General features: G+C 45.9%; 1 protein-coding gene (only partly in view). It reads left to right on the top strand.

The window, feature by feature from the left end; translation table 11 throughout:
- Nucleotides 1-16,270 carry the 3' portion of a retention module-containing protein gene (locus tag AC3CID_RS09240; protein ID WP_488526438.1) on the top strand. It extends 11,492 nt beyond the left edge of the window, so the window shows 16,270 of its 27,762 coding nt (coding positions 11,493-27,762); the start codon falls outside the window, past its left edge; its stop codon occupies nt 16,268-16,270.

Genomic DNA, 16,270 nt, shown 5'->3' with positions numbered 1-16,270 from the left:
CGTTGAAACCAACGTGTTCACGATTAGTTTTTCAAATACCAATTTAAGCCAATACACCTTCACCTTACTTGAAGCGTTAGACCATGTTGATGGCTTGGCCAAGAATGATCTGACCTTTGATCTTCCAGTCTACGCAGTTGATAGCGATGGCGATGATTCACTGGTGTCTCAACTCAATGTAACCATCGGTGATGATGTTCAAATCATGCAGGATGGTGCCTTAGATATCACTGAACCGAATTTGGCTGCTGGCACTGTTTCAACTAACACCATCGATGTGATGCCAGAGCAAAGTGCCGATGGCGCGACGATCACTCAGTTTACTTATGACGGGCAAGTTCGCACTCTGGATCAAACTGACAATGGTGAGCAGCAATTTAGCTTCACAGAAGGTGAGTTGTTCATCACTCTTCAAGGTGACGTGCGCTTTGAGCCAAACCGTAATCTAGACCACACGGTTAACGAAGACATTGTCAAATCGATAGTGGTGACCTCAAGCGATTCAGACAATGACGTACTGACCTCCACAGTGACGCTGACCATTACCGATGGTGATATCCCAACCATTGATGCAGTGCCTAGCGTTACTCTGTCTGAAACCAACCTTAGTGACGGCTCAGCGCCAAGCGGCAGCGCAGTCAGTCAAACTGAGACCATCACCTTTACCAATCAAAGTGATGATGTGGCGAGTTTCCGTATTGAGCCAACCGAGTTTAATGTAGGAGGTGCACTGAAATCGAATGGCTTTGCGGTCGAGATGAAAGAAGACTCTGCTAATCCGGGCACTTACATCGGCTTTATTACCAATGGTTCGAACACTGAAGTTCCTGTATTCACGATTGCCTTCTCTACGAGTACGTTGGGCGAATACACCTTTACCTTACTTGAAGCGTTAGACCATGTGGATGGTCTAGATAACAACGATCTGAGCTTCGATCTGCCTGTTTATGCTGTGGATACCGACGGCGACGATTCATTGGTGTCTCAGCTTAATGTGACCATTGGTGATGATGTTCAAATCATGCAAGATGGTACGTTAGATATTATCGAGCCAAATCTGGCTGATGGAACAATCACAACCAACACTATTGATGTGATGCCAAACCAAAGTGCGGATGGCGCGACGATCACTCAGTTCACTTATGACGGTGTCGTAAACACACTGGATCAAAGTATTTCAGGCGAGCAGCAATTCAGCTTCACAGAAGGCGAGTTGTTTATCACCCTTGAAGGGGAAGTGCGCTTTGAACCTAATCGCGATCTAGACCATTCCGTTAGCGAAGACATCGTGAAGTCGATTGTGGTGACTTCAAGTGACTTTGATAACGATCCGGTGACTTCAACCATTACGCTGACCATTACTGATGGTGACAATCCGACTATCGATTCGGTACCGAGCATTGTACTTGAAGAAGCTGACTTAACTGACGGCTCATCGCCAAGTGGTAGCGCAGTCAGTCAAACGGAAACCATCACTTTCACTAATCAAAGTGATGATGTTGAGAAATTCCGTTTAGAACCAAGTGAATTTAATACCAACAACGCGCTCAAGTCCGATGGCTTAATCATTGAGATTCGAGAAGAGCCAACAGGTTCAGGCAATTACATTGGTTTCACGACTGATATTTCGAATGTCGAAACCACTGTGTTTACACTCGATTTCAGCAGTACCACTTTGGGTGAGTACACCTTCACGCTTCTGGAAGCGATTGACCACACGCCTGTTCAAGGCAATAACGATCTAACATTCAACTTGCCAGTCTACGCTGTCGATAGCGACGGTGATGATTCGCTAATGTCGCCACTGGCTGTAACTGTCACTGATGATTTTCAAGTGATGGTTAATGACTCTCTCACAATTGAAGAGCCAACGGTTGCAGATTTGGCAGCAGGTACTCCGACGACAACTACCGTTAATGTACTTGATGAAGAAGGTGCTGATGGCACGACTATTACTCAGTTCACTTATGATGGCGGTGCGGTATTAACGCTTGATCAAAACGATGCGGGTGAGCAAAAGTTTGTGGTTGCTGACGGGTCTTTGTATATCACTCTGCAAGGCGATATTCGTTTCGAACCAAATCGTAACTTAGACCATACTAGTGGCGATATCGTGAAGTCGATAGTCGTAACCTCAAGTGATTCTGATAACGATCTTGTGTCTTCAACGGTAACGCTAACCATTACCGATGGCGATATCCCAACCATTGACACAGTGCCAAGCGTTACGCTATCAGAAACGAATCTGAGTGATGGCTCTGCTCCAAGTGGCAGTGCGGTTAGTTCAACTCAAACCATTACCTTTACCAATCAAAGTGATGATGTGACAAGTTTCCGTATTGAACCAACAGAGTTCAATATTGGTGGTGCTCTCACATCAAACGGATTAGCGGTTGAGCTAAAAGCCGACCCAACCACTCCGGGTGGCTACATCGGTTATGTTACAGATGGCTCAAACGTTGAAACCAACGTATTTACGATTAGCTTCTCGGATACCAATTTAGGTCAATACACCTTCACCTTACTTGAAGCGTTGGATCATGTAGATGGCTTAGTGAAGAATGATCTGACTTTTGATCTTCCTGTTTATGCGGTTGATAGCGATGGTGATGATTCACTGGTGTCTCAACTGAATGTGACCATTGGTAATGATGTACAGGTCATGCAAAACCAAGCGCTTAATATTATTGAGCCAACGGTTGCTGATTTGGCTGCAGGTACTCCGACGACAGCTACTGTTGATGTGATGCCTAGTCAAAGTGCCGATGGCGCGACAATCACTCAGTTTACTTACGATGGCGGGGCGGTAATAACGCTCGATCAAAACGATACGGGTGAACAAAAGTTTGTCTTTGCTGAAGGTTCACTGTTCATCACATTGCAAGGTGAAGTTCGCTTTGAACCAAATCGTAATTTAGACCACACGCTCAGCGAAGACATCGTGAAGTCGATTATGGTGACTTCAAGTGACTTCGATAACGATCCAGTGACAGCAACGGTTACGCTGACGATTACCGATGGTGATATCCCAACCATCGATGCAGTGCCGAGTGTTACTCTATCTGAAACTAACCTTAGCGATGGCTCTAGCCCGAGCGGTAGCGCGGTAAGTCAAACCGAGACGATTAGCTTTACTAATCAGAGTGATGATGTGACTAACTTCCGTATTGAACCAACAGAGTTCAATGTCGGTGGTGCACTAAAATCGAACGGTTTTGCGGTCGAGATAAAAGAAGACTCTGCTAATCCGGGTACTTACATCGGTTTTATTACCAATGGTTCGAGCGCTGAAGTTCCAGTGTTTACCATTAGTTTCTCGGCAACCACGCTAGGTGAGTACACCTTTACCTTACTGGAAGCGTTAGACCATGTAGATGGCCTTGCGAATAACAGCTTAAGCTTTGGCCTGCCTGTTTACGCTGTCGACAGTGATGGCGATGATTCACTGGTGTCTCAACTCAATGTGACCATTGGCGATGATGTCCAAATAATGCAAGACGATACGTTAGATATCACTGAGCCAAATCTTGCAGACGGAACAATCACAACCAACACCATTGATGTGATGCCAAATCAGAGTGCCGATGGTGCGACAATCACTGAATTCTCATTTGGCGGTATTGTCAAAACACTCGATCAAAGCATCGTAGGCGAGCAGCAGTTTAGTTTTACCGAAGGTGAGTTATTCATCACTATTCAAGGCCAAGTGCGCTTTGAACCTACTCGTGACCTTGACCACACGACCAACGAAGATATCGTGAAGTCGATAGTGGTAACTTCAAGTGATTTTGATAACGATCCGGTGACCTCAACCGTTACGCTGACCATTACCGATGGTGACATTCCAACCATTGGTGCTGTGCCAAGCGTTACTCTCTCAGAAACAAACTTAGCGGATGGTTCGGTTCCAAGCGCCGGCGCGGTCAGCTCAACACAGACGATTACTTTCACCAACCAAAGTGACGATGTGGTTCGTTTCCGCCTAGAACCAACCGAGTTCAATACCAACGATGCACTTAAATCGAATGGCTTAGCGGTCGAACTGCGTGAAGATCCTCAAGGCTCTGGTCAGTACATCGGTTTTACTACCAGTTCGTCTAATGTAGAGACGACAGTATTTACACTGGACTTCAACTCCGGAACCTTAGGCGAATACACATTTACTTTAATCGAAGCTCTCGATCATCAAGATGCGCGCGGCAACAACGATTTAAGCTTTAATCTACCTGTGTATGCGGTTGATAGTGATGGCGATGATTCGTTAGTTTCTCAGCTTGGCGTGACCATTGGCGACGATGTGCAGTTGATGCAAGGCGGCACAATCACCAGTCGTGAGCCTGCAACAAGTGTAGAAACATCGAATACCTTTGATGTGATGCCAAACCAAAGTGCTGATGGAGCCAAAGTCACTTCATTTGTTTTTGACGGTAACACTGCAGAAAGTCTTGATTTGAATGTGAATGGTGAACAAGAGTTCGTCTTCACGGAAGGTTCGGTATTCATTACGACGGAAGGTGAGATACGTTTCGAACCGGTGCGCAATCAAAACCATGCAGGTGGTGATATTACCAAGTCGATTGAGGTGACGTCTGTTGACCTCGATGGCGATATTGTTACATCGACCGTGACGCTGAAGATTGTTGATGGTGACCTTCCTACTATTGACCTTGTTCCCGGAATTACGTTATCTGAAGTGGATCTGGCTGATGGCTCTGCGCCAACCGGTAATCCAGTGACAATGACACAAACCATTACTTACACAGCGGGTAGTGACGACGTAAGCCATTTCAGAATTGACCCTACGCAGTTTAATACTTTAGGGGCTTTGAAATCGAACGGTCTAGATGTCGAGATAAAAGAGCAGCCAGCTAATTCTGGTAATTACATTGGCTTCGTTAAAGACGGTTCTAACGTAGAAACCAACGTCTTCACGATCAGCTTCTCGACGAGCAATTTAGGGCAATACACGTTCACACTGCTTGAAGCGTTAGATCATGTCGATGGATTACAAAACAATATACTAAGCTTCGATGTCCCTGTGTTAGCGGTTGATGCGGATGGTGATGATTCTGCAATGTCGCCAATGACGGTTGCGATCACCGATGACGTACAAGGTGTTCAAGATGGTACCTTGAGTATCACTGAGCCTTCATTAGCTGATTTGGCTGCGGGTACGCCACCTACGACGGCAATCATTGATGTTATGCCAACGCAGAGTGCTGATGGCGCGAAAGTGACACAGTTTACTTACGATGGTGGCACAGCTGTAACGTTAGACCCAAGCATCTCTACAGAACAAGTCTTTACCGTAACCGATGGCTTACTGTACATCACCATTGAAGGGGAGGTTCGTTTTGAGCCGAACCGAGATCTCGACCATTCATCCGGTGACATCGTAAGAACGATTGTCGTCACCACCAGTGATTTTGATAACGATACCGATACCGCGGATGTCACCTTAACGATCAAAGACGGTATCGATCCGGTTATTGACGTGGTTCCAGATGTTAACTTATCGGAAGTCAACCTAGCGGATGGCTCTACGCCAACTGGTTCTCCGGTAAGTTCGACTCACACAATCACTTACACCGAAGGAAGTGATGATTTTAGTCACTTTAGAATTGCGACCAACGAATTCAATCCTGGCGATCTGTTGAAATCAAGTGGTCTTGTTGTTCAACTAAAAGAAGATCCTGCTTCTGCTGGTGACTACATTGGTTATACCGATGATGGTATGGGTAACGTTACCGATGTATTTACCATTAGCTTTGATAGTGCAAACAAAGCTCAGTTTACATTTACCTTGATTGAGGCGCTTGATCACCTTGATGGTGTGCTTTACAACGATCTTACGTTCCGTTTGCCTATCTATGCTGTTGATACAGATGATTCTGAATCAACGAAGCGCGATGTGGTGGTTACGCTAGAAGATGACATCCAGCAAATGCAAGATGGCTTCTTAACCATTACCGAGCCAAATTCTGGTACTCCAACAACAACTACCGTTGATGTGATGCCAATACCAAGTGCAGACGGCGCGAACATTACGCAGTTCACGTATGACGGTGGTTCTCCAATTACTCTGAATCAGAACATCAGTGGCGAACAAGAGTTTGTTTTCACTGAAGGTTCACTGTTTGTAACATTAGATGGTGACGTAAGGTTTGAGCCAAATCGAAACCTTGATCACTCTGCGGGTAACATTGTTAAGTCAATCGTGTTCACGTCTTCAGACTTTGATAACGATATCTTTTCGTCGACGGTTACGCTCACCATTGTTGATGGTGATGGACCAACAATCGACGTTGTGCCGGGTGTGGCATTGTCAGAAAGCTTACTTGCGGATGGTTCGACGCCTAGTGTAAACCCTGTGAGTATGACTCAAACCATTACTTCACTTGCAAGCAGTGATGATATTGCTGAAATAGTGGTGGAAGTAGGGTTGTTCAATACCAACGGCGCGTTGAAGTCGGATGGTTTGTCACTGAGTTTGCGTGAAGACCCTGCAAACTCTGGTGACTACATCGCATTCACGACGGATGGTTCGGGTGTTGAGAAAGTTATCTTTACTCTAGACTTTGATGACACGAATCCGAGTCAATATACGTTTACTCTGCTTGAACGTTTAGACCATGTTGATGGCTTAGGAAATAACGATCTGAGTTTTGATCTTTCTGTTTATGTAGAAGATACCGATGGTGATATTTCAGCGTCTAAACCGCTTACAGTCACCATCACCGATGATGTTCAGCTGATGCAGTCAGGTGTGCTCAACATTACTGAGCCAACCACGGGAACACCGACTACAACAGTCTTTGATGTGATGCCTGCGCAAAGTGCAGATGGTGCCACAATCACTAAGTTTACCTATGGCAGCCAACCTGAAGAGTCTCTGGTACAAACTGATACGGGTGAGCAAGAATTTGTGTTCACTGAAGGTTCTCTGTTTATCAATCTTGAAGGTGATGTACGTTTCGAACCTAACCGTAATCTCGATCATTCGGGTGGTAACATCGTCAAGACCATTACGGTGACCTCGGAAGATAAAGATGGTGATATTGTTACTTCGACGGTAACGCTAACTATTGCAGATGGCGCGCCACCAACTATCGACACCGTACCGACTGTCGCGTTGGCTGAAGCAAATCTGATTGATGGTTCTTTACCGGGTTTACCTGTGAGCCAAACTGAAACCATTGCTTTCACAGCAGGAAGTGATGATGTTAGCTACTTCCGCATTGATACCACTCAGTTCAACACGTCTGGCGATCTAAAATCGGATGGTTTGGTGGTTCAACTAAAAGAAGATCCTCTGAACAGCGATAATTATATTGGTTACGTTGAGAGCGGCGGTGTCCAAACAGATATCTTCACCATCACGTTTAGCAGCGTGGTTCTAGGAGAGTACACATTCACCTTACTGGAAGAGTTAGATCACTTGCCAGTACAGGGTAATAACGATCAAATCTTCACCTTGCCAGTTATCGCAGTCGACAAAGACAACACTGACTCAGCGATGAAACCTCTTACTGTGACCATTACCGATGATGTGCCAACCATTACTGACACCACTGTCGCAAGTACGTTTGTGGTTGATGAAGATGATTTAGGCACTCTGGCACAAGCAACGGGTTCGTTTGTTACCACAGAAGGTGCAGACCAAGTTGAGGTTTACGAGCTGCGTAATATCTCAACGCTGGAAGCAACGCTATCGTCGGGCAGTGAAGGTATTAAGATCACCGAAATTACCGGTGCTGCTAATACGACCACCTACCAAGGTGCAACCGACCCAAGTGGAACGCCAATTTTTACATTAGTATTGACTGATGATGGTGCTTACACCTTTACCTTGTTGGGCCCTCTCAATCACGCCACGACACCGAGTAACCTCGATACATTAACAATACCGTTTGATGTTGTTGCCATTGACGGTGATGGCGATGATTCTAACCAATATGTATTGCCAATTGAGGTGCTAGACGATGCGCCAGTAATGAGTGCGCCAACGGGTGAAACGGTTGTTGATGAAGACGATCTTACTGGAATTGGTTCGGATCAAACGGAAGACACCATTATCAATGGACTGTTCACAGTCGATGAAGGTGCCGATGGCGTTGTGAAGTATGAACTGGTTGATGAAGATTTGGTTCTGGCTGGCTTAACTTCCGATGGGGAAAATTTAGAGTGGCTGCCTGTTTCTATCTCAGGAAGCACGTTTACCTACGTTGCTCAAACGGTGACGAGCAATGACACAGTGTTCGAGATTGTTTTCGATACCTCAAACAACAGTTATCAGTTTGAACTGTTTAAACCTCTGAAACATCCTGATGGTGCCGATGAAAACAACATCGAACTCGATTTCTCGGTCGTGGCTGAAGATTTTGATCAAGACCAATCAAACGCGATCGATTTAAAAATCACGGTTACTGATGATGTTCCGTTGGTGACCACTCAATCGATTACTCGTCTTGAAGGGCAGGGTTACAACAACTCTAAAGTCGACATGTTTGCTAATGCGACGGATGTGGGGGCTGATGGTGCGGTACTGAGTCGAATTGAGGGTATCTCAAATAATGGTGCAGATATTGTTTTCCGTACAGGAAATAACGGACCATACAGTAGCGGTTTCGATTTAAATAGTGGCAGCCAACAGATTCGAGTCTACGAGCAGACGAATGGTGGTGCAGATACTCGTGAGCTTGGTCGACTGCGCATCAACTCAAATGGTGAAGTTGAATTCAGAGCTAACGGCTATCTCGACCATGACGGCCTAGACACTATCGACTTCTCGATTAACGTGATTGCGACGGATGGAGACTTAGACACCTCTGAAACTCCGTTAGATATTTCTATTACTGATAGGGACTCTACAAGAATCGCGCTGAAAGTAACTACCTTCGAGGATGCGGGTAGAGACTCAACCATACCTTACGCAACAGGCGATGAGCCGACTTTTGAGAATGTTCAAGATAACCAGATTGATTTGCCTGATGCACCAGCGCAAGTTGCGCTGCAAGTTAATCTGTATGACCAAGATAACGCTGAATCTATTGGGCAGTTGACGATTAAAAGCCCGAACGGAGGTGACAGTCACCAAGGTACTTTCTATTACTTTGATAGTGTTAGCGCTAAGTACATTGAATTAGTGCCTGAGTCAAATGGGAGCATTATATTTGGCTCTCCTGAACTCGAACAAAGCTTCGCTCCAAACCCGAGTGAACCAAGACAAACTATCGCGACGATAGACAACCTGTTCTTTGTTCCAGACCAACACGCTAGTTCGGATGAAACTGGTGGGCGAGTTCGTTATGAGCTTGAAATTGAGAAAAATGGCACTACGGAGCACACCATTAACTCAAACTTCAGAATCGAGATTGAAGCGGTAGCGGATATTGCGACTTGGGATGATTCCAACAGCACGTATCAGTATCAAGTCAACGAAGATGAAGACAATGTCACGTTGCAGCTGAACGCAGAGTCGCAAGATAACAGTAATACTGAGACGATTACCTATGAACTTGAAGCAGTTCAAGGCGACGGGAAGTTTGAGCTACTTGATCAAAATGGCAATGTGTTAACGCCCGTTAATGGTGTTTATATCATCGCATCTGCTGATATCAATAGCACTGTAGTTAACCCTATTGATAACTTCTCAGGCCAGATTGAGTTCAAAGCGACGGCAATTACGGAAGAGACGCTTAACCCATACGATGATTCAGCCAACGGTGGAGCAAACGATAAGACGACGGCTCGTTCTGTAGAGCAAAATATCATTATTGATGTCACTGCTGACGCCGACCCGGGTAAATTCAGTGTTAGTCGTATCAAGATCAACGAAGATAACATCGATGACCCTGATTACATTGGTCCTTTGGACAATAAAGACGCGTTTACGTTAGACGAAGTCATCACCATGACAGGTTCGGTCGATTCTGACAGTTCTGAAGAACTGTTTGTGCGCATCAGTAATGTTACTGAAGGCGCGGTACTTTACTTCTTAGGCACCACGACAGTCGTTCCGACTATCACGATCAATGGTGTGGATTATCAAGAAATCGCGTATTCCGATTTGGCTAACGTGGAAGTTGTTCCAACTAAACACAGCAATGTGGATTTTACTTTCGATGTCACCGGTGTGGTTAAAGACACCGCGAACCTTTCTTCAGGTGCGCAAGTCGATGAAGAAATACTGGGTACTAAGACGGTCAACGTCGAGGTCAAAGGTGTTGCCGACACGCCTTATGGTGGGACCAATGGTACAGATTGGACGACGTTTAATGAAGGTGGCATAACCGGCGTTCAAACCACGATTCAAGAAAGTCAAAACGGTGATAACTTTGCTCTGCTTGACTTCACTGTGTTATCTGGAGAAAGAAGACCTGATCCGGCAGCTGTAGATCAAACCCCATTGCCTGACGATGGTTCAGAATCCATAACCGTTATCCTCTCGGGTATTCCTGATGGCGTTATTCTCGAAGACGGCGACGGTACGGTGATCGATCTTAACTTTGTCGGTTACGAAACTGGACCGGGCGGTAGTCCTGATCTATCGAAACCTATCTACGAAGCGAACATTACTGAGGCAGGTAAAACCTCAGGCATTCGAATTCGACCTGTCGACTCATCGACAGAGAATATCCACATCCAAGGTAAAGTGATTGTGACCGAGAATGATGGTCACACGCTTACGTTTGATCAAGAAATTCGAGTACTAGTCGAACCTATAATCGATACCTCTGCGACGTACAATACAGTGACTCGTGGGAATGAAGATACTGCTATCAATATTGATTGGCACCCAGAGGGTACTGACTATATTGATGATGATGAGCATTTCACTTCTATTGTCATCAATGACATTCCGACAGATGTTGAAAGTGTTGTGGTTAATGGCGATGTAACTTGGGTTTACGATGCCGCAGCAGGCACTTTAACCATTACTCCGAAGAGCGGTCAAACTGCTGAAGAGTTTACTCAGATCGCGCTGAATAATAACTTTATTCAAATAACGCCAGCTCAAGATTCCAGTGCTGATTTTACACTCGATACTGTGGTAATGATTGAAGAGCGAGATCATGAATATGTCGATGCTTCAAACCCTGGGCAAGGCATTGTAACGGCGACGATCACCGGTACGATTAATGTTGTCGTGCGGCCTGTCGTTGAGCCTGGAGATGCCGACAACAAGATTGTTGTTTCAAACGAAGATGGCTCTGGAGATCTGACTACGATTACGGCTGACGCTAATGGCGTAATTAAATTTACAACCAACAGTGATAACCAAACGACGGATACTAATGGAGATGAAATCTGGGACGGTGAATACGTCGTCCGATACCAAGAAACGGATTTAAGCACAGTAGAAGAGCAAGTCGACGAAGTGATTGTTCAGTTGACTAACACCGACGGAAGCGCGTTATCTGATGATATCTTAGGGCAACTTTTAGTAACGGGTGCCTCTTACGAAGGCGGTGGCCGTTGGGTTGTGACCAATGAAGATGCCTTTAGCGTTAGTGCTCCCAATGGATTAGATTTCACCCCTGCCAATGATGCGGATGATGTCGCTACTGATTTCAATGATGTCAAGATGACAATTTTCACTTTAGTATCAGATCCTGGTGACGCTAACAATGAAACGTCCGCCCAAGTGCAACGCACCGGAGAGGTAACGCTTTCTTATCCTGAGGTGCTGACGGCACCTGACAAAGTTGCTGCAGATATTGCGATTGTGCCAGACAGTGTTATCGACGCCGTTGAGGATACTCAGCTTGATCTCGGCGCGGCACTCAACGGCATTTTGAGCTTGACGGGTCGCGATGATTCTACTGACCAAGTGACGGTGATCATTGATGGTACTCTGGTCATTGATGCTACAACATCATTCCCAATTAGCCTGTCGGGAACAAGTGATGTTGACTTTGTGAACGGAAAATATGTTTACGAGACGACTGTCGAACAGGGCGTAACCGTCGATTCATCGGGTTTGTTATTGAATCTGCCACCAAACTACTCTGGTGACTTTAGGTTGCCAATGACCATAGTGACCAAAGATTTACAATCTGGCGATGAGAAGACTTTAGTGACTGAAGTTATCATCAAAGTCGCACCAGATGCTGAGACGGATCCAACGATTGAGGTGAATGTCGTGGGTTCTCTTGATGATGCCTTTAATCCTGTTGATACCGACGGTCAAGCTGGGCAAGATCCGGTGGGTTACGAAGACACCTATATTCAGCTCGACTTCAATTCGACCATTTCGGATCAGGTTTCCGGCGTCGAAGGCGGCCAAGAAGCGTTTACGTCCATTACTTTAACGTTGGACGACCCTTCTATAGGTGCATTCTATGACAACACGGGTACTTCACTAGGCACATCTGTTACGTTTAATCAGGCTGAAATAGCAGCGGGTGCACTCGATAACGTGCTCTTTAGGGCAATCGAAAATTACCCAACGAGTAATGATATTAACCAAGTGCAGGTTAATGTCAGCGGTACAGTCACAGATACCGCAACCTATAATGATCCTGCTTCTCCTGCGGGTACGGCAACAGACTCCGATACTTTCTCTACAAGTGTCAGCTTTGAAGTCGTTCCTGTGGTCGATGACGTGTCTGTCACTGGACCGGGTAGCGATCCGGATGTTATCGAGATTACTGGCAACGAAGACCAGCTCATCTCTCTGTCGGGTACAGGGCCTGTATCGATTGCACTGACTGACCTTGATGGTTCAGAACAGTTTGTGTCGATTAAGTTTACAGATGTCCCTGATGGCTTCCAAATGCGTGCAGATGCAGGCTCGACATATACCGTGAAAAATAATGGTAATGGAGAGTGGAGTGTTCAACTGCCTCAAGCTTCGGGGTTGTCATTCGATTTAAGTGAGATTTCGATCTTGCCGCCTAAAAACTTCAGTGGTACCGCTGAGTTTGGTGTGGAAGTCTTTACTCAAGAATCGTTGCTGGGTGTGCCTACTGCGGCGGCAAACTTGCCAAGCTTCAAACTGCATGTGGTACCTGTTGGTGATGATGTTGATACCAACCCAACCGATTCTGTGACAGGCAATGAAGGCCAAAACATTGATATCGAAATCAATGCGACGATTTTGGACAAAGAGCTGTCTGCAACAGGAAGTGGAACGTTTACTGAAAATGCTCCTGAAACACTTCGAGTTGAAGTGGCGGGTGTGCCTCAAGATGCTTCTATTTTCTATCCAGATGGCACGACCTTGGGCAGCTACGATCCGGCGACACAACTATGGACACTTGATGTTCCTGCTCAGTCGTTAGATAAGATCGTATTCAACTCAGGTGAACACAACAGCGATACGGGCAATGTGCTTGGCATTAACGGACCATTGCAAATTACGGTTCGCTCGGTGGATACCGACGCTGACAACACCGAATACTTAGGTACGCCAACCAGCTTCGATGTTGATTTAGTGATTGATCCTATCAACGATCAACCGACGTTTGTGAATGTGACCAACATTGAAACGCCGGAAGATATTAGCATCGCTATCGACAACTTCAGTATCTACGATGTTGACGCTAACTTTGATAACCCAGATGCACCGTATGTTCTTACGTTACAAGTGGATCAAACACTGCCGGGAGCGCAAGGTGTGTTTGAGTTTACGAGCTCATCTGACGTGACGTTTGTATTGCAACCTGACGGCTCGCTTGTGATTACAGGTAAAGAAGCTGACATCAATACCGCATTGACCAATGGGGCTGTGACATTCAAACCCGACCCAGACCAAAACTACCTCAACCAGAGTGGTTTAGTCACAATCAATGCAACGCTCGATGATGGTGGTAATAACGGCTTGATTGACGCGGGTGATCCGAATACCGCTCAAACCAATCAAACTACGTTCACCATTAAGGTGACGGAAGTGAATGACGCTCCGGTGGCGACTGATGTCGATTTAGGCTCGATTGCGGAAGACGGTCAAATCGTGATTGTTGAAAGTGACTTGATTGCAGCCAGTTCTGATCTAGAAAACCATAATCTCACAGTAACCGGTGTGACTCTTACTCAAGGGCAAGGTCAGCTTACACGCTATGAAAATGCTGGCGGTGCTGATGACGCAGCGATTACGGGGCCATTCTGGATATTCATTGCAGCCAATGATTTCAATGGCGATGTGAAGTTCAATTACGACATCATTGATGACGGTACCACCAACGATGTGGATGATTTCTTAACTGATAATGCTGAAATTAGCCTTTTAGTTACTGAAGTCAATGACCAGCCAGTGGCATCGGATATTGATTTGGGCACCATGCTTGAAGAAGGTCAGTTGATCATCAAAGAGGAAGACCTGATTTCAGCAACCACTGATCCGGAAAACGACACGATTACTGTGAACAGCTTGGTGCTCGATCAAGGTCAGGGTCAATTACAGCGCTTTGAGAACGTGGGCGGAGCTGATGACGCTACGATTACTGGTCCGTACTGGGTATTTACCGCAGCCAACGAATACAGCGGTGATGTTAAGTTCACTTATACCGTTGAGGACGATGGTACAACCAACGGCGCTAATGATTTCTTAACAGACACTGGCGAAATCAGCGTTGTGGTAACGGAAGTGAATGATCAGCCGGTGGCTACGGACATTGACTTAGGAAACATCCTTGAAGAAGGCCAGTTGATCATCAAAGAGGGCGACTTAATTACTGCGACGAGCGATCCGGAAAACGACACGATTACCGTGACCAATCTGGTGCTCGACGAAGGCCAAGGCCAGTTACAGCGCTTTGAGAACGTCGGCGGCGCTGATGACGCTATGATTACTGGCCCGTACTGGATATTTACGGCTGCTGATGAATACAACGGTAACGTTAAGTTCACCTATACCGTCGAGGATGATGGTACAACCAACGGCGCTAATGACTTCCTAACGGATACTGCAGAGATCACCGCGATTGTCGATGGAGTGAACGATACGCCTGTTGTTAACGGTGACAGTGTCACTATGGTTATTGACGAGGATGCTGGTCAGCTATTGAGTGGTATCAACGTCAGTGACCCTGATTATATTGATACATTTTCCGATGATCTCATGACCGTCACGCTGACGGTGGATTACGGTACATTGAACGTATCACTTCCGGCAGTGACGACAGTGATGGTCAACGGTAACAATACTGGTTCGGTTATCTTAGTTGGTACTTTGGGTGACTTGAATGCGCTGATTGATACGCCAACCAGTCCGAATGGTGTCTACTTAGATGCGAGCTTGTCTCCAACCAATAGCATTGGCTTAGAAGTTGTCGCCAAAGACAGCGGAAACCCTTCTGGTATCGCGATAGAGACAACACCTGTAGTTTATAACATCGCGGTGACACCAGTGGCTAATGCGCCAACCTTGTCTATTGATCCGGCATTTAACTATGTGAGAAACATTACGACCAGCTCATCAGTGGTCGCTAGTAGTGGAGTCGCTTTAGTTGGAATTGTCGCTGCATTGACGGACATTACTGAAGAGTTGACGTTGAAGATAAGTGATGTCCCGGATGGTGTTGATGTAACCAGTGATGTGGGTACGGTTTCGCTGGTGGGTGATACTTGGATAGCGACGGCTGATGCGATCGATAGTCTCAGACTCGTCGAGCAGTCATCATTAGGCAAGCCGTTAACCCCGGGTAATTACACCTTGAAAGTTGAGGCGGTATCTGAAGAGGCGGACAACAACGATATTGCGATATCTCAAAACATCGATCTGAATCTCAATATTGTTGCCAATCCAATAGATCTCGATCTGTCTTCTGAAACAGACGATGTGCAACTTTTAGCGAGTAACTTTGATACAAACCTCACTGGCGGTACTGGAAATGACCGACTTGTAGGTGGGTCGGGGGATGACACCCTTATTGGTGGTGATGGTAACGATACACTCATTGGTGGAGGTGGTTCCGATATCCTAACCGGTGGCAATGGTATGGATTCGTTTGTATGGCTCAATATTGAAGATGGCGTTGAAGACACCATTACCGATTTCAGCCTGTCTGAAGGGGACCAAATCGATCTCCGTGAAGTATTACCTGAGCTGAAGAATACATCTCCAGACATGTCTGCATTGCTACAACAGATAGACGCGAAAGTGGACGGGGATGATATTGAGCTTACGATCAAGTCTGATGGTTTAGGTACCACGGAACAGGTGATTGTGGTTGAAGATCTTGCACCTCAGTTGACGCTAAGCAGCACAATGCCGTCAGACATTCTAGATGCGTTAGTGCAACAAAATGTCATCACTCACGGTTAA

It is taken from the genome of Vibrio sp. QJM3NY_21 (assembly GCF_057785975.1).
Note: the sequence above shows the minus strand (reverse complement) of the source record. Positions and strands in the feature narration are given on the sequence as shown.